The organism is Bremerella cremea, assembly GCF_003335505.1.
Lineage (GTDB): Bacteria > Planctomycetota > Planctomycetia > Pirellulales > Pirellulaceae > Bremerella > Bremerella cremea_A.
In genome coordinates this window covers 1,308,859-1,332,219 of sequence record NZ_QPEX01000010.1, presented here as the reverse complement: position 1 = coordinate 1,332,219, position 23,361 = coordinate 1,308,859, and the positions used below count along the sequence as shown (strand labels likewise).

20 protein-coding genes are annotated in these 23,361 nt (G+C 53.5%); 10 read left to right on the top strand and 10 right to left on the bottom strand.

Annotated features, from left to right (window positions below):
* Positions 1-112 precede the first annotated feature (112 nt).
* From groL to DTL42_RS06430, 6 genes are all read right to left on the bottom strand, one after another.
* Entirely contained in the window at positions 113-1,726 is a 1,614-nt protein-coding gene (gene groL / locus DTL42_RS06455; RefSeq protein ID WP_114367824.1) for a chaperonin GroEL, read from the bottom strand.
* Positions 1,727-1,799: 73 nt separating this feature from the next.
* A complete protein-coding gene (locus DTL42_RS06450) occupies positions 1,800-2,132 on the bottom strand; it encodes a co-chaperone GroES (RefSeq protein WP_114367823.1) in 333 nt (110 codons plus the stop codon).
* Between the two features lie 622 nt (positions 2,133-2,754).
* Positions 2,755-3,072 carry a hypothetical protein gene (locus DTL42_RS06445; RefSeq protein ID WP_114367822.1) on the bottom strand — a complete coding sequence of 106 codons (318 nt, stop codon included), beginning with the start codon at positions 3,070-3,072 and terminating at the stop codon, positions 2,755-2,757.
* A gap of 170 nt (positions 3,073-3,242) precedes the next feature.
* Complete coding sequence (locus DTL42_RS06440; RefSeq protein ID WP_114367821.1) at positions 3,243-3,548, bottom strand: hypothetical protein; 306 nt, start codon at positions 3,546-3,548, stop codon at positions 3,243-3,245.
* A gap of 57 nt (positions 3,549-3,605) precedes the next feature.
* Entirely contained in the window at positions 3,606-4,649 is a 1,044-nt protein-coding gene (locus DTL42_RS06435; RefSeq protein WP_114367820.1) for a Gfo/Idh/MocA family protein, read from the bottom strand.
* A 144-nt stretch (positions 4,650-4,793) separates the two neighbouring features.
* Positions 4,794-6,287 (bottom strand): rhamnulokinase, encoded by a 1,494-nt coding sequence (locus tag DTL42_RS06430; RefSeq protein WP_114367819.1) that lies wholly within the window; start codon positions 6,285-6,287, stop codon positions 4,794-4,796.
* A 268-nt stretch (positions 6,288-6,555) separates the two neighbouring features.
* On the opposite strand from DTL42_RS06430, the gene DTL42_RS06425 reads away from it, so the two are divergent.
* The 3 genes from DTL42_RS06425 to DTL42_RS06415 all read left to right on the top strand — a co-directional run bounded on the left by DTL42_RS06425 (position 6,556) and on the right by DTL42_RS06415 (position 9,611).
* The gene (locus tag DTL42_RS06425; RefSeq protein ID WP_114367818.1) at positions 6,556-8,190 is read left to right on the top strand and encodes a cation:proton antiporter; all 1,635 of its coding nucleotides are present in this window, start codon (positions 6,556-6,558) and stop codon (positions 8,188-8,190) included.
* A 169-nt stretch (positions 8,191-8,359) separates the two neighbouring features.
* On the top strand, positions 8,360-9,175 hold the full coding sequence (locus tag DTL42_RS06420; RefSeq protein WP_199590034.1) for a phosphoadenylyl-sulfate reductase: 816 nt from the start codon (positions 8,360-8,362) through the stop codon (positions 9,173-9,175).
* A 7-nt stretch (positions 9,176-9,182) separates the two neighbouring features.
* Entirely contained in the window at positions 9,183-9,611 is a 429-nt protein-coding gene (locus DTL42_RS06415; RefSeq protein ID WP_114367817.1) for an RrF2 family transcriptional regulator, read from the top strand.
* 9 nt (positions 9,612-9,620) lie between these two features.
* On the opposite strand, the gene ribA is transcribed toward DTL42_RS06415, so the two are convergent.
* Positions 9,621-10,826 (bottom strand): GTP cyclohydrolase II, encoded by a 1,206-nt coding sequence (gene ribA, locus DTL42_RS06410; RefSeq protein WP_114367816.1) that lies wholly within the window; start codon positions 10,824-10,826, stop codon positions 9,621-9,623.
* A 151-nt stretch (positions 10,827-10,977) separates the two neighbouring features.
* Between ribA and DTL42_RS06405 the strand changes: the two genes are divergently transcribed.
* From DTL42_RS06405 to DTL42_RS06385, 5 genes are all read left to right on the top strand, one after another.
* Complete coding sequence (locus tag DTL42_RS06405) at positions 10,978-11,817, top strand: alpha/beta hydrolase (protein WP_114367815.1); 840 nt, start codon at positions 10,978-10,980, stop codon at positions 11,815-11,817.
* A 125-nt stretch (positions 11,818-11,942) separates the two neighbouring features.
* Positions 11,943-12,824 (top strand): hypothetical protein, encoded by an 882-nt coding sequence (locus tag DTL42_RS06400; RefSeq protein ID WP_114367814.1) that lies wholly within the window; start codon positions 11,943-11,945, stop codon positions 12,822-12,824.
* A gap of 808 nt (positions 12,825-13,632) precedes the next feature.
* The gene (locus DTL42_RS06395; protein WP_114367813.1) at positions 13,633-15,501 is read left to right on the top strand and encodes a 2-oxoacid:acceptor oxidoreductase subunit alpha; all 1,869 of its coding nucleotides are present in this window, start codon (positions 13,633-13,635) and stop codon (positions 15,499-15,501) included.
* Positions 15,502-15,559: 58 nt separating this feature from the next.
* Positions 15,560-16,579, top strand: a complete 1,020-nt coding sequence (locus tag DTL42_RS06390; protein WP_114367812.1) for a 2-oxoacid:ferredoxin oxidoreductase subunit beta — start codon at positions 15,560-15,562, stop codon at positions 16,577-16,579.
* Positions 16,580-16,843: 264 nt separating this feature from the next.
* Complete coding sequence (locus DTL42_RS06385) at positions 16,844-17,047, top strand: hypothetical protein (protein WP_114367811.1); 204 nt, start codon at positions 16,844-16,846, stop codon at positions 17,045-17,047.
* 151 nt (positions 17,048-17,198) lie between these two features.
* Here the strand turns inward: DTL42_RS06385 and DTL42_RS06380 are convergent, their stop codons facing one another.
* A complete protein-coding gene (locus DTL42_RS06380) occupies positions 17,199-18,851 on the bottom strand; it encodes a hypothetical protein (RefSeq protein ID WP_114367810.1) in 1,653 nt (550 codons plus the stop codon).
* A 279-nt stretch (positions 18,852-19,130) separates the two neighbouring features.
* On the opposite strand from DTL42_RS06380, the gene DTL42_RS06375 reads away from it, so the two are divergent.
* Together DTL42_RS06375 and DTL42_RS06370 are read left to right on the top strand one after the other, a co-directional pair.
* The gene (locus tag DTL42_RS06375; RefSeq protein WP_114367809.1) at positions 19,131-19,610 is read left to right on the top strand and encodes a thiol-disulfide oxidoreductase DCC family protein; all 480 of its coding nucleotides are present in this window, start codon (positions 19,131-19,133) and stop codon (positions 19,608-19,610) included.
* Between the two features lie 37 nt (positions 19,611-19,647).
* Positions 19,648-20,016 carry a hypothetical protein gene (locus DTL42_RS06370; RefSeq protein ID WP_114367808.1) on the top strand — a complete coding sequence of 123 codons (369 nt, stop codon included), beginning with the start codon at positions 19,648-19,650 and terminating at the stop codon, positions 20,014-20,016.
* 33 nt (positions 20,017-20,049) lie between these two features.
* Here the strand turns inward: DTL42_RS06370 and DTL42_RS06365 are convergent, their stop codons facing one another.
* Positions 20,050-22,080 (bottom strand): ABC transporter ATP-binding protein, encoded by a 2,031-nt coding sequence (locus tag DTL42_RS06365; RefSeq protein WP_114367807.1) that lies wholly within the window; start codon positions 22,078-22,080, stop codon positions 20,050-20,052.
* A 204-nt stretch (positions 22,081-22,284) separates the two neighbouring features.
* On the bottom strand, positions 22,285-23,208 hold the full coding sequence (locus DTL42_RS06360) for a sialate O-acetylesterase (protein ID WP_158545256.1): 924 nt from the start codon (positions 23,206-23,208) through the stop codon (positions 22,285-22,287).
* Positions 23,209-23,361: the final 153 nt, after the last annotated feature.

The window sequence follows — 23,361 nt, the reverse complement described above, 5'->3', positions numbered from 1 at the left end:
GGGCGACGCGGGTATTCTCCTTAAAAAGTTGGTGGCCTTGGCAGCGAAGCACAAAAAAAGCCTGCCAGATTGAGATCTGGCAGGCTTTACTGTTTCGGAATGTCCTTACCGATTAGTACATGTCGTCGTGGCTGTGGCCACCCTTCTTGTCACCCTTTGGCTTCTCGGCGATGAGGGCATCGCTGGTCAGCAGCAAGGTGGCGACACTAGCCGAGTTGGCCAGGGCGGTCTTGGTGACCTTGGCTGGGTCGATGACGCCCGACTTGACCAGGTCTTCGTAGGTATCGGTCAACGCGTTGTAACCCTGGTTGCCTTTGCTTTCCAGGATCTTTTCGCAGATGATGCTACCGTCTTTACCAGCGTTGGTCGCGATCGTGGTGATCGGGGCTCGGCAAGCACGGATAACAATGTTGAAGCCGATTTCTTCGTCGTGGGACAGACCGTCAGGTTTGACCTTGGACGAGGCTCGCAGCAGAGCGACACCGCCACCTGGCAGAATGCCTTCGGCAGCAGCGGCACGCGTGGCGTGCAGGGCGTCTTCGACGCGAGCCTTCTTTTCCTTCATTTCGCTTTCGGTCGCGGCACCCACGTTCACCTTAGCGACACCACCAGCCAGCTTGGCTAGGCGTTCTTCCAGCTTTTCCTTGTCGTAGTCGCTGGTCGAGTTTTCGATCTCGCGGCGGATCTGAGCGATGCGATCCTTGATGTTCTGGGTATCGCCAGCACCTTCGATGATCGTCGTGTTGTCTTTGTCGATGATCACCTTCTTGGCACGACCAAGTTCGGCTAGGCCAAGGTTTTCCAGCTTGATGCCCAAGCTTTCGAAGATGGCGGTACCACCGGTCAGGATGGCGATATCTTCCATCATGGCCTTACGGCGATCGCCGTAGCCAGGAGCCTTAACGGCAACACACTTGAAGGTACCACGCAGGCGGTTGATAACCAGCGTTGCCAAAGCTTCGCCATCGACGTCTTCGGCGATGATCAACAGCGGCTTGCTTTGCTGAACGACTGCTTCCAGAACCGGAACCAGGTCCTTGATGTTGCTGATCTTCTTCTCGAAGACCAGAACATAGCAATCTTCTAGTTCGCAGGTCATCGTCGAAGGATCGGTGACGAAGTATGGCGACAGGTAGCCGCGATCGAACTGCATCCCTTCGACCCATTCCACTTCCGTGGCGAGCGACTTGCCTTCGTCGACGGTAATCACGCCGTCTTTGCCGACCTTTTCCATGGCGTCGGCCAGGAGTTCGCCGATTTCACGATCATTGTTCGAAGCGATGGCACCCACGTTGGCCATTTCTTCCTTCTTCTTGATCGGAATCGCCATGCCGTTCAGTTCGGCGGTGATCGCGGCAACAGCCTTTTCGATACCGGCTTTCATCTGAATCGGGTTCACGCCGGAAACTACGGCCTTCAAACCTTCGTTGAAGATCGCTTCGGCCATCAGCGTGGCGGTCGTGGTACCGTCGCCGGCAACGTCCGAGGTCCTGCTGGCAACTTCGCGAACCATTTGAGCGCCCATGTTTTCATAGACGTCTTCCAGTTCGATTTCCTTGGCCACGGTCACGCCGTCTTTGGTGACGGTCGGGCTACCGAAGCTCTTTTGGATGATGACGTTGCGTCCCTTGGGGCCCAGCGTCGTTTTGACGGCCTTCGCCAGCTTCGATACGCCGCGGCGAATCGCTTCGCGAGCTTCTTGATCAAAAGCGATGATCTTTGCCATCGATGGTTTCTCCTAAAAGTTCTTAATCGTCAGAGATTTTGTATTGGGTAGGGATGGACGAATCCAGCTGGTCTTAGCCTTCGACGACGGCCAGGATGTCGTCTTCGCGTAGCAAGATGACTTCTTCGTCACCAACGGTGAACGTGTCGCTGCCGGCATACATGCTAAAGACGACCTTATCGCCTTCTTTGACCTGCAAAGGGCTGCGGCTGCCGTCTTCCAGCAGACGACCTTGACCAACGCTAACAACCACACCGCGGGACGGCTTGTTCTTGGCGGTTTCTGGCAGGAAGATCCCACCAGCGGTCTTTTCTTCCAATTCGTCGCGACGGACCACCACGCGATCGCCCAGCGGCTGCAAACGTTGTTTGGTGCTCGAAGCCTTCTTTTTCGTAGCCGTTGCCATGCTCTTGCCTTCCTCCAGAAAACTAGGGGGTGCTGTCTCCAAGTAATTTAGGAGACGCCGATGCGGGATATGATTGGTTTTTGGCAGCCAAGCCGGGGTCAGTCTAAACCTCGACCGACTGCCATTGTTGCGCGAACAATTGCGTGCCCAGAATAGAAGCAATTACCGTGCCGAAGTTCCAGTTGTGTCTTGCAAGTTATTTCGTAGCATAGGTTTATGGTGAATCGAAATTCTGCTGTGGCACTAAGAATGGCGGTTCTGCCCAGGGCTGCCAATGTGGCAGAACTGCAAATGCGGCAAGACGCAGTCGTGTGGCCCTGTAGAGGGGGCGGAAGAATGCCTCCCTCAGAAAGATGCGTCTGTTATGCCAGGAAAGATTACGACTGGGGTGGCTGACGATCGCGGACAAGGACTTCAATCCAGCCGATCAACACGTCTCCTAAGGCACCTAATAATTCAATGACGGCTCCGGCAATTTCCATTGGGCGAACTCCAGACTAAGCGAGATAAAACCTGCTAGTAGGTATTCGCCGATCTGCGAGCAATATCGGGGAAATCTCGGTACGGAAATCAGGCTGCTACCGAGGGCTGCAAAGATGCCTCATCGGCCTGAGAGTCGTGTTTAGCGATAACTCAAGAGGCTATTACCTTCCTGCATCAGAGTCAGAACGTAGGCCACCGCGAACAGCAATTGGGCGAAAGAGATTAACGACCAGAAGCCCATCAGGCGTAGTGAGTCGTATTTGACAACGTTTACCCAGCCACCGACAAACGCAATCAGCATTCCTGTGCCTGTGCAGACGGTTAGCACCAGCGAAATTAAGGCCAGCCCGAAGTCTTCGTTGGAGAACATCTTTACCAAGACCAGCACGAAGCACACCAAGTTGACGATTGCGAGCCCCCAGCATATAGCCAGCAGCATAATACTTACCCACGCCATCCGGTCGCTCCCACGAATCAAGGTCTCTGGGCGAGCGACCCACGGCGGGTGCAATCGTCCAGTTTTTTCTAGGTCATAAAGCGTGGCCTGGCAAATCGGTGCTGTACGTTTGCCGTAAGATTATCTCTGAAAGATAGTTTCTAGGTTGAAAAATAGCGGCGGGGAGCGACTTAATCGCGGGCGAGACGATCTGGAGACAACCAGCCTGCCAGCAAGCCGGTTGCCAACGCTACTAAGATAGCAACCGTCCAGATACGCATCACCCCGCGGCAGTCATATTTTTCTGCATCGAGCCAGCCAAACAGAAACGCGATCGCTGAGCCGATGCCGATCGGGCTGAGGACTAGGCAAATAATCGGCAGAAAAATTTCTTCATTCCAGAACATCAAGTAGATAACCGTTAGCTTGCAACCGAGGCAAACAATAATCGAGATTCCAAAAATCACGATCAGCACAGTTGTCAAAAAGGCAATCAAAAGAGCCGTTACTCCACTTGAAGTCGAAAATTTAGGCCATGGCGTAAAGTGGCTTGGTTAGACCCGAACCGCTTTTCCCTTGGCAACCGAATCGGCCTGCTTCTGGCAGAGAACCAGGGCATCGACCGCCAGATCGCCGGCTAGGATGCTAGATGGTTCGCCGGAAAGAATGCTCTTTTCGACTTCTTTCAGCTCGGCCACAAACGAATCGATGGGATCGGTGCTCTTCAGCTTTGGCTGCTTCGATTTCCCCTTGCGTGGTAAGACGGTGAGCGGCATCGAACTGACCGGCGCTCCGTCGATCACGGCGAAGTCCATCAGCAGCGTGGCGTTCTCAAAGTGGATTTCAAAGCCGTGCGTGAACGAACGCGTGGCCTGATGCAGCACACCACTGGTGGCGGTGACGACGTAATCTTGCTCGCCAAAACCAAACTGGGTGGTGCAGTATTCGACGCAATCGCCATTCATGCGGCCAACGCTGCTTACGCTGGTTGGCATACCAAACATCAAGCGAATGTAATGGGCATCGTGAATGTGGAGATCTAGGAGGGGGCCACCGACCTTTTCTAGGTCGTAGAAATCCTTCAGCCAGGTTGGGTTGCTGATCAGACGTTTGAAGTGACCACCGAGCAGCTTGCCATATTTACCGCTCCGGGCCGCTTCCAAGGCAAAGTTAAACTCGGCGAAGAAAGGAAGCACGTGCGCGGTTAGCATCAGCTTGCCACTCTTGTCGGCGGCCTTCTGCATCGCTTTGGCCGCTTTGGTGCTGAGGGCGATCGGTTTTTCGACCAACACGTGCTTACCGGCGTTCAGTGCCGCAATCGTTGCTTCTTCGTGCATGGCCGGGGGCAAGCAGATATCGACCATGTCGATCGAATCGTCGGCCAGCAGTTCCTCGATGGTCGCGTAGACGTTCATCTTGGAGACGTCGATTTTCTCGCCCGGAGGGCCAAAATTCCCTTGGATGCCGCGCCAATCCCCTTTTTGTTTCTTGACGTCACGCGAGCAAAACGCGGCAACCTGCATCCCTCGAATCTTCTGATAGGCCAGGTAATGAATCCAGCTCATAAACCCGACGCCGACGATTCCAACTTTGATCATGTTGTTTCTCTTTTGGGAATACTCGTGTTGAAAGTGGTAAAGGGCGATGGGGTGGGAAGTGTTAAAGGGAAGAGAGGTTGTTGGGTGGAAAGCGTATCTTGCTGTTCCCAGGTAACTCTTCGCTGAAAACCTCAAACGGAATAATTATTCCGCACAGGTTTTCTCGAACCGCGGGAACGCATCGTCCCACATCGTGGGTGTCTTGGGCGTGTAAGTAACAACCGGGAAGCTGTTGCGAATGACTTCTCGTCCTTCGGCCAGGCTGCCGATGTCTCCGGAAGCGACGGCTTGGAGCATCAAGTTTCCAATAGCGGTCGCTTCGACCGGGCCGGCAATCACTTGGCAGTTGCACGCATCGGCAGCCATCTGGCAGAGCAGTTGGTTTTGGGTACCACCGCCGACGATATGGATGGTGTCGATCTTGGTTTCGGTTAGGTCTTGCAATTTGCGATGGACCACCCGATATCGCATCGCCAGGCTTTCTAGCACGCAGCGGATGACCGCTCCGTCGTTGTTGGGCACGATTTGCCCGGTTCGCTGGCAGAAGTCGCGGATCTCGGCGGGCATATCTTGGGGGGCGACGAAATCTGCATGGTCAGGATTTACGAAGCTGGCCAGCGGCGTGGCTTCTTGTGACATACGGACGAGGTCGGAGTAACCGTACTCGTGCCCGCGCTGCTTCCAGATGCGACGACATTCCTGGACAAGCCAGAGGCCGGCAATATTTTTCAGCAATCGCGTTGTGCCGTAGACGCCCCCTTCGTTGGTGTAATTGAACTCAGCGCATTGCGAGTTGATGATCGGATGAGGTGTTTCGACTCCCATCAACGACCACGTTCCGCTAGAGATATAGCACCAGTTGGGCATCTTGCCCGGCGAGCTATGGGCAGGGACAGCTACGACTGCCGAGGCTGTGTCGTGCGTACCAGGACGAACGACCTTGGTCCCACTGAGGCCGATTTGTTCGAGAACCGTGTCTCGGAGCGGACCAACTACCGAGCCGGGGTCGACGATTTCGCCAAAGATTTTTTCTGGCAAACCAAGGCCATCGATCAGCTTCTGGGACCACGATTTGGTCACCGGGTTGAAAAGCTGGGTCGTGGTGGCGTTGGTCAGTTCGTTCCCTTTTTCACCGGTTAGCAGCCAATGGAACAAGTCGGGCATCATCAGGAAGTGCTCGGCGGCTTCCAAGATCGAACTGTTCGCCTCTTTCATGGCCAACAGCTGATAAAGCGTGTTGATCTCCATGAATTGCAGGCCAGACTCGGCGAAAATCTCTTCGCGGCTGACCTTGGCGAAAGCTCGCTCGAACATGCCGTTGGTGCGAGGATCGCGATAGTGGTAGGGATTGCCGAGTAGTTCGTCGTTGCGTCCTAACAGGGCAAAATCGACGCCCCACGTATCGACCCCCACACTGCTGATTTCGCTACCGAACTTTGTCCCGGAGGCGGTAAGGCCATCTTTGATGTTCTGCCATAAACGGAGCAGATCCCAGTGCAGGTGACCGGCCAAGGCAATCGGGCCGTTTTCGAAGCGGTGAACTTCCTCTAATTGCAGCGTAGAACCATCGAAACGGCCTCCGAGAACACGGCCACTGGAAGCACCCAGGTCAACAGCAAGGTAAGTCTTTTTGGACATATCTGAAAGTAAATTCTATGCAGGATGAGGGGGCAAAGTGGGCCCAAGGGATGGCCCAGCGAAGTAATGGGCATTGCAGTTTAATAGACGTAGGCGGTGTCAACAATCATCGCTCAGGGGCATAAATTCTAAACAAACTTTGCGATTCCCTATTCGCGATAACCTGGTAGACGGCGTAAAACTGTTGGAAGGCTGCCCCCTGGGTTGCCGAAACCAACAGAGATTCGACTTCTTTTGAAATATTGTTCAACCAACTAGAAAATCACCTGTGGACCCACTAGAGACCCTGGCACTCGATCTGATTGTGATTCTCGCCGCCGGATTCGTGTCTGGGGCGTTTTGCCGGTATTTCCACTTTTCCACAATTGTGGGGTACCTGATTGTTGGGGCGATCATTGGGGAAGGGGGGCTTCGGTTTCTGCATACCGAGAGCCACGATCTGCAGATGCTGGCCGAAATGGGGGCGTTGTTCCTGCTATTTTCGATTGGCACAGAAATCTCTTGGGAAGAACTTAAGCACGTTGGCCCCTGGATTTTGGTCGCAGGCTTCATCCAACTGATCGCGGTTAGTATTCCGGCTGGTGTTCTTTTTGCTTTGATCGGAATTCCATGGCAAGGTGCCTGCCTGATGGGGGCGGCCGTGGCATTAAGTTCGACGGTGCTGGTGTTTCGCGCCTTGCACGAACAGAACGTGGCATCGTCGCCAGCCGGTCTGCGGAGCGTGGGGATTCTGCTGTTTCAAGACATGGCGATTGTGCCGTTGATGCTGGCCGTGCCGCTGTTGTCTGCCTCAGGCGAACATTCGGTTTACGAGTTTCTTCGCCTCGGGGTGGTCTCGCTGCTGTTTGTTACCACGATTCCGGTGCTGGCTTTCCTCACTCACCGCTTCGCGCTTCCCTTGTTCTCGCTGCTGAGAAGCCGCGAATTGCTGCTCTTGTTCGCCTTGGCTCTGTTAGGGGGCGGGTGTTTTGTGGCCCATCGCTTGGGCTTGCCGGCGGCGTTTGGGGCGTTTGGGGCTGGTTTGATTTTGGGGGGAAATCGCTTTACTCAGCAAGTCGACGCGCTGACGCTTCCCTTTCGCGAGAGTTTTGCGGCGGTGTTCTTTATCTCTCTTGGAGGGCTGCTTAATTTTGCCCTGCTGATTGACGATCCGCTGGTGGTGATAATCGGCTTTCCGCTGGTTCTGATCGTAAAAACGATCGGAGCCGGACTAGCGCTACGGCTTTCCGGAATGAGTTGGAAGGTAGCCGTGCTAATGGGATTAGGGCTATCGCAAATCGGTGAATTGAGCTTTTTGCTGCTCTCGGCTGGAATGGCCTCGGAGTTGATTACTGCCACCAACTACAACCAGATGTTGGTATTGGCGATTGGTACGATGATTCTTACGCCGGGCTTGATTAAGTTTGCGATTCGCAAGCTGGGAGACCATCAAGCGTTGCATACCAAGAAGGAAGAAAAGCCAATCGAGGCACGGGAAGAAATTCGCGAGGCGGTCATCATCGGTGTCGGCCCGGTCGCGCGGCAAGTCGCTTCCCGAATTGAAACCTCAGGGGCCGATGTTCGCTTTATCGATCTGAATTCGGTCAATACCTATCCCTTGATCCAAGCCGGTTTTCGCGCTGTCACCGGCGATGCCACCAAGCGATCTACCTTGCGCGAAGCGGAAATCGCGCATGCCAATTTGGCCTTAGTGGCTGTGCCTGACGATGAAGCCTCGGTGCAGATCGTTAAGAACATCCGCAGTATGAACCGTCACTGCACGATCTTGGCTCGCTGTCGATACCAACGAAATCGTGAGCGTCTGCACTTGGTCGGGGCCGATTACGTAACCGACGAAGAATCGCAGACTGCTTTGATGTTGATCGGCATGATCGAGAAGCTGGAAGCCAGTCATTCTTTTTAAGGTCGTTACCTCTAGCTAGGGGGTGGGGGTTCTGCTGCGTCCCCTACAACCGACAGAATTCATCCTGAAGATCGTTGCCCTATGTAACCGATGACAATTCACGGCATCGAACCCATTGTTGACTAAGTTGGTCATGATAGTTAACAATGATTTCTCAGGGCAAAAACCCATGCAATTGATTAGCCTAACTACGGACGTCCCAATTCAAGTGAATGCCATGTCGGCCGGCAAAGTAACTCAAGCTACAGACACGACTTCCGAGATGCTCCAGCCTACGCCAGAGCTGTTTGCTGAATTGGAAGAAGCTTCCCAGCGGCTCGAAACGGCGGATCCAGCGGAGATTATTCGCTGGGGGGCCGAGCGATTTGGGTTAAAGCTAACGATGGGAACCGCTTTTGGCCCGGAAGGGTGCGTTATCCTTTACCTGCTTTCGCAGGTTGCCCCAGACACCCCGGTGTTCAATCTCGATACCGGCTATCAGTTTCAGGAGACGCTCGACGTGCGGGATCAGATTCGGGAAAAGTTCGGCATCGATGTCGAACTGCTCAAGCCCGAACACACGGTCGAAGAGTACGAGCAATTGCACGGAGGCCCGCTCTATAAGACGAACCCGACACAGTGCTGCTTCGATCGAAAGATCAAAGTCTTGCAGCGTGGGGCAGCGGGGAAGCATGCCTGGATCAGTGCGATTCGCCGCGATCAAAGCCCTGACCGAGCCAAAGCGAGCATCGTGGGCTGGGATAAGAAGTTCGGCCTAGTGAAAATCAACCCGCTCGCAAACCAGACGAAGTCGTGGGTTTGGCGAATGATTACCGAGCATGACGTTCCTTACAACGTGCTGCACGACCAAGGCTACACCAGCATCGGCTGCTGGCCTTGCACCCGGGCCGTGATGGCTGGCGAGGACGAGCGAGCCGGGCGTTGGAGCGGGACCGGAAAGACTGAGTGTGGGTTACACACCTTGGACGATAGCCCCAACGTATAAGTGAGTGATGAACGTTTCGGCGAAAACAGAATACGCATGTATCGCGATGGTCGAACTAGCGGCCCGCTACGAAGCCGGCCAGCCAGCTCGCTTGCGCGAGATCGTCGAAGCCCAAGGGATTCCGCAGCCGTTTCTCGTCCAGATCATGGCCCAACTCAAAGCTGCCGGACTCGTGCTTACTACGCGTGGTGCGACCGGCGGTTATCGGCTCGCCAAGTCCCCTGATCGCATTACGCTGGCGGATGTCTTTCACGTGATCGAAGGGGCAGGGGATCAGGCCGATTCCAACCTGCAACGGCCAACGCCAGCGACTGAGGCATTATGCGGCGTTTGGAGCCAGATTTCTCAGGCCCGCGCAAAGATTCTTGAAGAAGTCACCCTGGCCCACCTAGCTGCCCGCGTTGCTGATCAGCCTGACGAAATGTTTTATATCTGAAACGATTAGCTACGGCAGCCGATGCCCCATTTTGTCTCGTTTGGTGTCGAGATACTTTTGATTGTGGGGATTGGGTTGCGGCATGATCGGGACCTGGTCGACTACTTCTAGATCGAACCCGCCATAGATAAACGCGTCGGTTTTCTTCGGGTTATTTGTTAGCAGGCGGATTTTGCTTAGGCCGAGGTCTTTCAAGATTTGAATCCCTACGCCGTAGTCGCGCATGTCGCTCTTGAAGCCTAGGGCGTGATTGGCTTCGACCGTGTCGAGCCCTTGATCTTGCAGGGCGTAAGCCCGAATCTTCGCTTTCAGGCCGATGCCACGTCCTTCCTGCGGCAGGTAGATGACAGCGCCGACTCCTTCTTCGCTGATACGGCGAAGGGCCATATCAAGTTGGTCGCCGCAATCGCAGCGGAGCGAGGCAATTAGGTCACCGGTAAAGCAGCTGCTATGCAGACGAACCAAAGGGGCTTCGACCGAAGTAAGATCACCCATGGCCAAAACGACCGGTTCCTGAGTTTCGTATTTCACATCGTAGACGATGATTTCAAAATCACCGTACTTGGTGGGAAGATGGGCCTGGGCGCCCCTTTCCACGAGCTTTTCATTAACACGTCGATGGGAGATCAGTTGTTCGATGGAAATGATTTCCAGGTTGTGCTTCTTAGCCAGGGCGGTCAGTTCGTCGCGCGAGGCACGGTCTCCTTCTTCGTTGAGTATTTCGCACAACGAACCAGCAGGCGTTAGGCCGGCCATGCGAGCCAGGTCAACCGAGGCTTCGGTGTGTCCAGCACGTCGCAGTACCCCCCCTTCTTTGGCTAATAGGGGATAGACGTGTCCAGGTCGCACGAAATCATCCACGGTTGAATTGGGATCGACCATCGCCATGATGGTATCGGAACGTTCGCGCGCGGTGATGCCGGTGCGAGCCGTTTTATGATCGATGGGCGTGGTGAACGCGGTACGGAGCGGGGCGTTGTTGTTTTCGACCAGCGGCGTCAGCTCTAAGCGATCGCAAACATCGGGTAAACAGGCCGCACAAAGCAGGCCGCGGCCTTGGGTGATCATAAAATTGACCACTTCAGGGGTTGTTTTTTCTGCCGCAGCGACAAAGTCCCCCTCGTTTTCCCGGTCTTCCGCGTCGACCACAATGATGACTTTTCCGGCTTTGATCGCGTCGACGGCAGCCTGGACGGTGGAGAATCGGTGAGTCACGGGAAGCAGTCTCCTGAAAACTTAGGGCAATGCCGATCAAAAAAAGGATGCCCTTCGCGATCGTCGGGGTTAATAATTGAGCTAGTTCGGCGGGATAACTTATTATAAGAGCCGTGCATTCGCGGCATAGTTCACCTTGACGGAGTCCATTGTGGCTGGTCGGAAAATCATAGCATTCGTCATCTTCTTGCAACTCGTGGGTGGGGCTTGGGTTCAAGCTCAAGAGCCTGCGGTGCGGATGGTCCCGAATCAGCTTGTTGTCGAGCGAGACGACAAGCGATTATGGGCAGACGTTTATTTACCAGCTGGAGAAGGACCTTTTCCTGCCGTGCTGATGATTCATGGAGGCGCTTGGGCAGGTGGCTCGCGGAGTAATATGGCGGCAAATGCCATGTTTTTGGCAAACCATGGATATGCCGTGGCTACGATTTCTTACCGTTTTGCCCCGAGCCATATTTTTCCGGCTCAGCTAGAAGATTGTCAGGCAGGTCTGAATTGGCTGGTTGAAAATGCGGAACAATTTCAGATCGATACCAATCGATTGGCAGGCTGGGGACACTCTGCTGGTGGCCATCTGGCTTGTTTGATTGCCGCCATTGAAGCGGAAAAAGTGGGGGCTTCGCCTCTGTTGAAAGCAGTGGTCGCCGGAGCAGCTCCCTGTGATTTCACTCAGGAACCACTTCAAAGCAATCGTTTGTCGTTCTTTCTGGGGGGATCTAGGGAAGAGAAGCCAAGCACGTATGTAATGGCCTCTCCGGTTGCGCATGTAACGGCTAAATGTCCACCAATCTTCTTCTTCCATGGCACAGAGGATAACCTCGTGCCGATTCAGGAAGCCGAGGCCATGCACGACAAGTTGTCGAGTTTGGGAGTTCCTACCGTGTTCTACAAATCGCTGGGAAGAGGGCACATTGGTAGTTTGATCGATCCAGACGCTCGGCGAGAGGCATTGAAATTCCTCGACGGACAACTCAAACTCGGTGGGTCGTGATCGACCTGAGGCGTCTTTCTGGTCCCTGGTTGCACGTCAGGAAGGCGGTTCAATGGAAATCTACCGCGTTCTTTTCATGATGCCGGTTCGCTTGCCGCGAGCCCCTTTGAGACGGCGGGAAACGCATGAGTGACGCGGAGAGCCAGGGACCGGGACTCGATGTGGAAGAATACATCGAGCAACAGCATTTCTTTCAGGGAATGCAAATTGGTTTGGACGACAATCGTCCCATGCAAGACATTCTGAAGTCGGTACGTGACGAAATCTTGGTGACGACGAAGTTACCGATGGCGATCGACTATTTGGCGGCCGAATTACGGCACAGTGGGCTTTTCTATCCCGCCATGAAGCGATTGGCTCACTATTTTACCGGCTTTCAGGCATTTATCGTGGAATCTTCAGAAGACGATCGAGGGAAGTTCGACTTTCTCTCAGGGTTGGAAATTCTGAAGCTAGAAGCGAAATTACGGGCTGGGCATGCGACGGCGCAATCTCTCTTTCTCTATCAATTCGAGACCATTTGCCGTCATCGCTTGAAGTACGACCAGGGATTCGCTGCGATGGCCAACGACCCGCTTTATGACCAATATTGGCGGGCTTTCCTGGAAGTTAATCGTCGGCGTGTTGGGCTGATCGACATTGCTGACATGATTTATACCCGCAGCGAGCATTACATCACGCAGCAAGTTCGCCGAGGGGGAAAGCTGCCTGGTTCTGACTTTCCGCCTCTGTTTGGTGAGCGCGAAGGACGTATTGCCTTAGCGAATCGTAAGCGAGATCCACTGCTTCTCTTTTCCGCCCTGCAAAGGCAACTGGGCTACCCCAAAGTGCCGGTGAAACGCAAGGTGGACGAAGCACAGTTCCAAATCCCCCAAATGATGCGGCGGATGGAGCGACTAGAGGCACGCATTAAGCTGCTAGAAGATGAAAGCCGGGGAGGGATCGACCTGACGAAGTTCTACGAGCCGGAAAAGGGACCGCCTAGCTTCGGCGACTTCAACGACTGATAGCATTGCCAGCAGCAAAGAAGCTCGCCTTTCGGTCTTCATGAAATTCTGAAATCAGATTAGGGGTGTCATTTGCTAGGCATCGCATGCGGTATTTTCTGCCTATTTTGCCACGGTTATAGCGATCGACTTGTTCTCCGCTTAGGGGGATATTGTTAGACTATATCAGTGCGTGAACCCCGAAAAATCGGCATAACCGGCAAATTTGTCACAGAAACGATAGGTGCCTCGTCGAAATCAGATTTAGTCAACTTTGTGCGTTGGCTAAGTGAGGTTCGGAAGTCACTAAGACCAGGTAGAAGGCGGATCGTTGCCGTTTAGGGTGGCGATTAATCGGCTTTTTCAGAGGCCATGAAGAACAAAGCGGATTTCGTCCGGCAGTTCTCTGACGGTTATTTTGTCTACCAGAACAAGGTGGATGAAGTTTCGGTCGCAGGTGCGCTGCTATCTGAATCAGCCCCGAAGGAATCCCTTCGGAGGCACGCCTCAGCTGTCGAAAGCGGTTATGACGCCCGATTTGCGGCAAGTCGCTTTTCACGCTTCGCGATAGCTTCGCACGTCGATAGTTTAAGTCTTTCTTGCCGGCGTCACTCCCAGATCGGGAGCGTAGCGAGCCCAATTTGCCTGGCAGCGATTCGTACTATTTGGTTAAGTAGTTACTCACAAATTCACGAATCGTTATCCCATTTGCCAGCATCACGATATCAGTCCCCAGGAAAAGATCTGAGCCACGCGAACTTATCACTGGCATCGAGATCTTCATTACTTCATTAGAAATCCCGTTGTTCCTCGGATACCCCGATAGATCATGTCCACCACCACCGACGAAAACGCCACTGCCCTAAAAGAGATTCAGCCTTTAGAAGAAGCGACGGTTCGTTTCTGCGGCGACTCTGGGGATGGGATGCAGTTGGCCGGGACTCAGTTCTCGAATACTTCTGCTCTCGCAGGGAACGATATTGCCACGTTCCCTGACTTCCCGGCTGAAATCCGGGCACCACGGGGAACCTTGGCCGGGGTGAGCGGATTCCAGATTCACTTCGCTTCGCACGATATCTTCACACCGGGCGAAACGGTTGACGCCTTGGTGGCGATGAACCCGGCCGCTTTGAAGACGAACTTGGGCGACCTGAAACGCAACGGTGTGTTGATCATCAACAGCGATGCGTTCGATAAGAAATCTCTCGGTCAGGCTGGCTACGAAAACAACCCGATTGGAGATGACTCGCTGAGCGGCTTTCAGGTGTTTGCTGTCCCGATGACCAGCATGACTCGGGGGGCCGTCGACGGTTTAGACCTGAGCGTGAAGGAAGCGGATCGTTGCCGCAACTTCTTTGCCATGGGGTTGGTCTTCTGGCTATATGGACGCTCGATGGAGCCGACTTTGCGTTTTATCGACGCCAAGTTCTCGAAGCTGCCGGCGATTGCCGAAGCCAACCGCCGCGCGATCAAAGCGGGCTATCACTTTGGCGAAACGACCGATGCGTTCCGTAGTAGTTATAAAGTCGAAAAAGCCAAATTGCCTGCCGGCACCTATCGCAACATGACCGGCAACCAGGCCCTGGCTTGGGGCTTGATGAGTGCAGCGAAGTTGAGTGGCAAGAAGCTGTTTTTGGGTTCGTATCCCATTACGCCTGCTAGTGATATCTTGCACGAGCTGAGCAAATACAAAAACTTCGACGTGCTGACGTTCCAAGCGGAAGACGAGATCGCGGCCGTATGTGCAGCGATTGGTGCGGCTTACGGTGGCGAGATGGCGTTGACCACCACCAGCGGTCCCGGCATGGCCCTGAAAGGCGAAGCCATGGGGCTGGCCATGATGTTGGAATTGCCCCTGGTCATCGTCGACGTTCAACGAGGTGGGCCAAGTACCGGTTTGCCGACTAAAACGGAACAAGCCGACTTGTTGCAAGCTATGTTCGGCCGCAATGGTGAGTCGCCGATTCCCGTGATCGCCGCATGCAGCCCAGCAGATTGCTTTGATGTGGCTATCGAAGCTTGGCGAATTGCCACGCGTTTCATGACCCCCATCATTATTTTAACCGATGGGTACATTGCCAACGGAAGCGAGCCTTGGCGAATTCCCAAGGTAGACGATTTGCCCAAGATCGAGATCAAGCATCCGGGTCCGCGCAACGAAGACGACCCGCCGTTTATGGCCTACAAGCGTGACGAAAAATTAGCACGTCCGTGGGCAATCCCCGGTACCCCTGGCTTGATGCACCGCGTGGGTGGTCTCGAAAAGCAAGACGGCACCGGTAACGTTAGTTACGATCCACAGAACCACCATCACATGGTGAAGACGCGGGCTCAGAAGGTTGCCAACATCGCTGATTTCGTGCCCGAGCAAGAGTTGATGGGCGCTGAAAGCGGCAAAGTCTTGGTACTGAGTTGGGGAGGGACTTATGGTTCGTGCCGCACAGCAGTAGCTCGATTGCAGGCTCAAGGGAAAGCGGTGAGCCATGCTCACTTGCGATATTTGAACCCTTTCCCGAAGAACCTGGGAGCGATCTTAAGCAGCTTTGAACAGGTTTTGATTCCCGAACTCAACCTGGGACAACTCCGGATGTTGATTCGCGATAAGTACCTGGTCGATGCGATCGGCTTGAACAAGGTGCAAGGTAAACCATTTACCACCACCGAAATCGCCGACAAGATCGAGTCGCTGCTCGGTTAACCTAACACCCTAACATTCAAATTTGCATAGAACTCCCATGATAGAGAAGCAATCCACCATGGCATCCGCAGAACTGCCCGTTTTGAAGCCCGCGGACTACGGCACCGACCAGGACGTGCGTTGGTGCCCCGGCTGCGGTGACTATTCGATTTTGGCCCAAATGAAAAAGGTCATGTCGAACCTCAACATGAGCCGTGAAGACACCGTCTTCGTTAGCGGTATCGGTTGCAGTAGCCGCTTTCCGTACTACATGAACACGTACGGTATGCACAGCGTGCATGGCCGTGCCCCGGCATTTGCCACCGGCTTGAAGTCCTCTCGGCAAGACCTGACCGTTTTCGTGATCACCGGCGATGGCGATGCGTTGTCGATCGGTGGTAATCACCTGATGCACGTGCTTCGCCGCAACGTGAACTTGAACATTATCTTGTTCAACAATCGGATCTATGGCCTGACCAAGGGGCAGTACTCGCCTACTTCCGAAAAGGGAAAGGTTACCAAGAGTACACCGATGGGCGCGATCGATAATCCGATTCACCCACTTTCGGTGGCTATCTCTTGCGAGGCGACCTTCGTGGCGCGTTCGATTGATGTGCATATCAAGCACCTTGCTCAAACGTTGGAGCGAGCTGTCGCTCATAAGGGTGTTTCGTTTGTCGAGGTCTATCAGAACTGCAACGTGTTTAACGACGGTGCCTACAAGTGGGCCACCGATAAAGACACGAAGATGGATACCGTGCTTGAGCTTGAGCATGGCAAGCCACTGATCTTTGGAAAAGACCGTGACAAGGGGATTCGCTTGAACGGCATGACCCCGGAAGTGGTCGAGTTAGGCAAAGGGATCAGTGAAGATGATTTGCTGTTCCATGACGAAAAGACCGCCGATCCGACGTTGGCCTATTTGCTGACTCGGATGTCTCACCCAGAGTTTCCCGAGCCGATTGGTGTACTGCGTGATATCGACGCGCCGTGCTACGACGAGGCGATCAATTATCAAGTTGCCCAGGCCAAGGAAGTTCGCGGAGAGGCAAGCTTGGACAAGCTGTTCAACTCGGGCGATACCTGGGTGGTTGAGTAGTAGACAGGCCTGATTAACCCAATAAACAGAAGAGTCGGTCACCTTAAATGGGACCGACTCTTTTTCGTGGTTCCAGGCAACTCGCAAGCAAGCTGCCAGTTATAGCGGTTTCAACGGCGGCTTGCTTTTCACGCTAGCGGATTTCCCTTAGGTTCCGATAACTGAGACAACCAACGATTCAATTAACAAAGCAGCCCACCAGCGCTGCCGCCGGTGTTTGTTTTCCGGCGAAAGAGGTTGTCACGGAGGAAAGGGAATCTTGCCATGTGGCGTTCGCTATTTTTGGCAGTCGGGATCACGCTGATCATTGTCGGGGCCGAGTGCTTGGTCGTCGATTCGGCCATGATGGCCAGCGAGGGAGGTCCTAAGCCATTCACCCCGCCTGATTGGGCTCCTTGGAGCATGATGTCGAGCGGCGCAATTGTGATCCTCTACAGCTTTACCATTCCCAAACGAATGAATGGTTAAGATCCAGCTTGAAGGGATCCGTTTTCAGCAAGGGATGATCTATCGCTACCGCTTTTTGGTGACTTCGAAACAAAAACGGCGACCGCAAAGCGGCCGCCGAATGTTATTGCCGAACAAGTCTAACTAAGTGGCGATGCCGACCTCACTTCTCTTATCGCCCTTCGCGGACCCGGTTGAAGTATTCTTCGGCATTCTTCTGGTGGTCTTTCGAGAGCCGCGTTTCGGTCAACGCATCGCCACCCAGGGACGATTCGGATTCCATGGCGGCCTTAATATCGATTAGCGTGCGGCCTGCTTTGTTTTTGCCATCGACGTAATCGACAATCACCCCTTTGCCATTTTTCGGATCGGCACGAACCTGAGAATCGTACGAACCGGTCTGATTTTCTTCTTCCGGGCGGTCGCCTTGCCCCGGGCCTTGTCCTAAGCCGTTGCCTTGGCGTTGGCCCATCATGCCTTGTCCCATCATGCCAGGCATGCCTCCTTGGCAGGCTTTGCACATTTGGTCACGAGCCATTTCCATTTGATCCATTGCTTCGTCCAGCATTTCCAACTCGTCGAGCTGAGCTTGCAGTTCTTGCATGTCTTGGGCCATCTTGTTGAGCTGATCAGCGGCGGCTTGCTGCTGGCCGTTCTGCATTTGCTCGGCTGCCTTGGCGAGCTGATCTCCCATTTGCTGCATCCGCTGCATCTGCGAGTCTTGCATGCCCATTTGGTCGAGTTGCTTTTGCAGGCGTTCTGCTTCTTTCTGATCGCCTGCTTGTTGGGCTTGGTTGATCTGCTCTTGTAGGGCCTTTTTGGCGTCGGCGTGGGCTTTGGCCATCTCTTGCAGCTTTTTGCCCATTTCCCCAAGTTGTTTCTGCAGTTGTTCTTTTTCGGCTTTGGTCAGCTGATCGTTGTTTAGCTTGTTTTGCAGGTCCTTCATCGCTTGCAGGGCATCCTTTAGGTCACCCTTCTGCATTGCTTTGGCGAGTTCTTCGGCGGGCCCACCCTTGAGCATGTCTTTCAATGCTTCCAGCTTCTTTTTGAAGTCTTCGCTTGAAGCCAACTCGTCGCGGCGTTTCTTAAGTTCCTGGGCCAAGTCGTTCAGTTCCAGCAAGGTTTCTTTCTGCTCGACCTTGTCCTTTTTGGCGATATCTTTGGTCCCTTCTTCCAGTTTACGGAAGAGTTCCTCAGCTTCTTTCAGACCCTTTTCTTCCGCTTCTTTCTTTCGGTCTTGCAGCTCCTTACGAAGCTGGTCCGCCGTTTTTTTGACGACCTTGGTTTGTTCCGCGTCGAGCTTTCCGGTGTTGGCTTCCGCTGTATTGGGATCGATTACTGCATCCGGAATGAACAACGCCATCAGCAGAGCACCTGCCATCACCACAATTGGGGTCAGACCGCCCCAACCGCTACGGATCGGAAACCGTTCGGAAACATCGATGCGTTCCACTTGGTGGGCCGCATCGTTCATCAGGGCTTGTCCCCATTGCGTTTGACGAGACTCTTCGTCCATCGAGAGTGAGCTAGAGACCCGTTCTTTCAAGCCGTAGCGAATATCGACTTCAATGGCTGCCGCCAACGAAGAAGCACGTTTTACGTAGGTCCAGATACTAGCCGCAATCAGCCCTACCGCGCCGGCACCACCGATCCAACTCCACATCCAGGCAAAAGGATCGACCCCTAAGTGCCAGATTTTTGGGACGAGCACCGCCACTGCTGCTAGGCTCATCGTAACGGAGAGGCAAATGATCAACCTTCCAACGAATTGCTGTAAGATCATTCGCCATTGGGCTTTACGAACGTGCTTTTGCAGCGTATCCATCAGCGTCGTTCCTTTGAGTTTCAATGCAATTCGGGGGGCTCTTGCCTACCTAATCGTACGCAAGACAGGTTCATGATTAAGTGTACCGGAAAGCAACCGGAGAAATCCACTGATTTTCGCCGCAAAATCACCGATTCCAGGTACTGAAGTTGCAGTGGTGTTTCCGGCAGAGTTGCGGGTAACATGAAATGTCAGCGAGGTTTCGCTCTTCTTTAGACGGTCTTCCCCGAGCGGGGGATTCTTGTTTTTGTGAAAAGCAAACCCAGAAGAGCCTTAAAGATGAGTGCCAAAGCGCAAAGCCGAGCAACTGCTGCTGTTCTCCCCCAGCCTAGCCAGCGTCCCCAGGCGGATGTTGTGATCTACGATGGGGATTGTGTTATTTGCACCGGCGGAGTCAAGCTTCTTCATCGATTGGACTGGTTTAAGCGCCTGGCTTATCTTTCTTTGCACGATCCCCAGGTTTCGGAGTTTGCCCCAGAGCTTTCTTTCGAACAAATGATGGAAGAGATTTGGGTGATCGATCAACTTGGCCGAAGACATAGCGGAGCAGAAGCGTTTCGCTATTTAACGCGACGATTAGTTTTGTTGTGGCCGGTGATGCCTCTTTTGCATATTCCTGGTTCGCTTCCGTTATGGAAATGGATCTACCAAAAAGTGGCGGCTGCGCGGTATCGTTTCGGCAAGATGTCCGGCGAGGATTGTGGGGATGCCTGTGAAGTTCACTTTGGCCCGCGCAAGCCGGAAAACAAAACTAGCTAATTGATGTGAGCGTGTTTGTTCAGAAGGAACCCTGTCGATGTTTGATCTTCGCAAGCACCTCTCTCACGGATCCGGCAAGCCGAAGGCCATTCGACGCGTCGGCATGCAGTCTCCCATCATCGAGACCTATCAGGACTACCAGGTCGAGATCTCAGAGCGGCCAGCTAGTCCGATCTCGAAGCGAGTATGCTTCAGCGTAAAGATCGACGGCGGAGAGCCGCTGTTGCAAGCTTATCTGACAGGGTTTCTAACGGAAAAAGCGGCGCGAGCGGCAGCTCACGCAGAGATCAAAAATCTGGACTTCAAATACGGCCAGTACAATTCGCCCATTCAAGGCATTCTCAACAGCCTCAAGCAGCAACGGGCTGTCCGTCGGCTGCGTGATTTCAACAGCCGACGTGGCTAATGGAGCGTTGCAGTGAGTTGTGTCGGCAGCGATCTAAGCTGCCGATTTTTTCTCGACGAGAGAATCGGAACTGCTCGAATCGTCCTCGACATAAAGCCGTCGGTAGGTCTTGCTGCTGAGGATTAGTTCTTCGTGAGTTCCGGTTGCCTCGATCTGGCCGTGATTCATCACAACGATACGACTGGCCAGTTTCAACGTACTAGCACGATGGGTGATTAGAATTGCCGTTCGTCCGACAATGCAGTTTTTTAGACTCTCGTGAATCAACCGTTCACTATCCATGTCGATTTGGCTAGTCGCTTCGTCCATGATGATGATATCTGGATTTCGCAGCAGAGCTCGCGCGATCGAGATTCGTTGACGTTGCCCGCCAGAGAGGCTCGTACCACGGTCGCCACACATCGTGTTGTAGCCATCGGACATGTGGGTTTGCACAAATTGATCGACGTAAGCCAACTTAGCTGCTTTCAACACCTCTTCATCGGTCGCATCCATATTGCCGTAGCGAATGTTCTCGCGAATCGATTCGTCGAAGAGCACCGTCGACTGTGTTACGAGCGCGATTTTTGAACGTAAATCGTGCTGAGCGAATTGTCGCAGGTCGGTTCCCCCAAGCAGCACTTGGCCGGAATCGGGGTCGTAGAAACGCATTAATAAATTAATGATCGTACTTTTCCCACAGCCGTTGGGGCCTACGATAGCAATCGCTTCTCCTTGAGCGATGGTTAGGTTCAGTTTCTTCAGCACTGGTGTGTCTTCGATGTAGCAGAACTCCACATCTTTCAACGTGATATCGCGACCAACGCTTGCGGTGGGGATGGGATCTTTGGGATCGGAAATAGGCATTTCCATTTGCAGCAAAGGGTAAACCAACTCGGCACTAGCGATACCAGCTTGAATCGCTCCGAACACATCACCTAGTTTTCGTAATGGGTCGGTACAGCCAACAAGCAATGCGTAGAACGCGAGAATCGAACCGAGCTCCATCGGTTTGTCGGCCAAGGGAATTCCGAAAATATGAGTTTCCTTATTCAATACCAAGTAGCCCCCGGCAATCAAAGAAAGGCAAACCATGCCCAAGCCGAGAACTTCGTTGTTCACTCGCACCATCGAATTGAAGAACCGGATTTTGACTTGCTCCCAATAGGCCTGGCGTGATTTTTCCTCGAAGCGAGCTTGCTCGTATTCTTCGGTGCCATAAGCTTTCACCACGTAATAACCGTGCATAATCTGAATAAAGAACCCGGTAATTCGGGCATTGATCATGATTTGCGATAGGTTCAAATTCTTGATCGTGCGGGCCAAGCGGTACAGCACGAAGGCTGCCGCCGGAGCAATCAAGAGCGAAAGGATCAATAACCGCCAGTTGATATAGGCAGCCCCAGCTAAGCACGCGACCATTTTGATTGGTTCGCGAACCGTCTTACCGAACAAGATCTCCAGGGAGCCACCAATCGAGGCGACGTCGCCGTTCATGCGGCTGGTGGAATCTCCGGTTGAAATATGAGTTTTGCCCAGGCGAACTTCGAGCAACTTCTTGAAAAGCTGTTGCTTAAGATCGAGTGTCGTTAATTGAGTGGCCCGCGCGACGAGCATCATACTGAGCGAGAGAAAAATCCCTTTGAGAACGGTACCAACCAGCAAGAACGCCACCAGCGCCAACAACGTGTTGAAGGGACCATGAGGAGCATAGGCGTCAATATAGGGCCTCGATTTGTTGACATTCCCTAATTTCGACTCCCAGCTTTTGAGCTCGGTTTCTGCGAAATCACGAGACGCTTTCAGCTTAGAAATTTGGGCTGGGTCTTGTGCCGCAGCGATTTTCTGGTCGAAGTCAGCGATTTCAGCTTCGACTTCTGCGATCTTTTCGTTGCAGTTGTTCGTTTCGGTCTCGGCCCATTCGTGCAGACTTTGCCCTTTAAAGATCACCTCTGCGAACGGATAGACAGCCCCGATGTTCGCTCCCCATAACACACCAACTAACAGAGAGCAAATCAGCGAACCAATGATCGACCAGCGGTAGTGGGAAACACAGTGGCGTATTGCGAGTAGCAGGTAGTTCATGCTTGAATCGTGCAATTTCTGAGCCGGCAATCGTACGATGCCATTGGCAGCGTACTACACCGTCGGGCGTCGCCTTCGGCTAGGGCACATCCGTGGCCTCTGCCAGCATGGCGAAATTAGGAACCGGAGAAAGCTACAACGATTCGCGATGTCCAGCAATATCAGTCACCAGCATCAAGCTATTTCCTAGCAGATGCTAGCAAACTATTTGCCCGATTCCTTCTTCTGGGCCAGCATCTGCAGCATGTTCTCTGCTTCGGTTACCCCTAAAGCGAAGGAGGTGCCCAGCATTAACTGCCCTTTGGTGTCGTAGTGGACGGTGTCTGCTAGCAGGGGCATTCCATCGGTAGAGACATTCCAGACTCCAGAGATCGCGCGAGGAGAGCCAGATCGCATATCAGCTGCTTGTTGAGCTTGGCGGATTGCCGAGCGATGGGTGAAACGTTCCAAAGGTGGATCGTGCGGTAGGATCTCGCCCATCACAAAGGGAACCGGACCGCTGGCACAATCTTCTTCAATTCGCCGTTTGAGGAGGTCAATCGATTGATCATAAGTGAGCGCTGAAACTTCTTGCTTGGCGTCTGCTTCGCCCTGCATCCAGACAATCCCACGCAGCCGAGGTGTTTTGCCTGCCTGCTTAAGGGCCGTTAACGCTGCTGAAAACTGGCCGTGGAGTCGTTTGTAGTGATTGCCACGGTTCGGATCGTCTGCGGCTTCTCCTGGATAGAACGTGTTGCGATTGGGGCCTGGCTCCGCTCCCATCCATTTTCCGCCATGAAATCCGGCATGTAAGGGCTGGCCGCTAAGAGCGAACTTTACGATGTAGAAGGTTTGGTCTGGATTAAGAGTGCCCAGAGTGTGAGCGAAACCAAGTTCAGGCCCGAACCGGTCTTTGCCATTTAGATTAAGTTGCCCTGGATCAAAGGTGACAAACGCTTCCCCGTTCCAATACTGGACGTTGGGAACCGGCGTTTGCCAATGCTCTGGCAATTGCTCTTTCCGCCCGCTACCAGCCATATTGGACTGTCCGGAAAGTAGATACACCTCCGCTACTTCCTGGGCGAACGTCAGGGAAGGAAGAGAGCAAACAAGGACGAGCAGCAGTAGAGCAGGGCGACAAAGCAGCATGGTTTTTTGTGGGGCAAGGAAGCGGGATGAGCGAAGTAGGGCTCTTATCGTACCAATTACCAAAACCATTTTGAAATAAAAAAATGGCCAGCAAAAACGCTGCTTCAAGCTGGGGCGTCCTATGGTTGGGAGTTGATGCTAAATGCTCGTTTT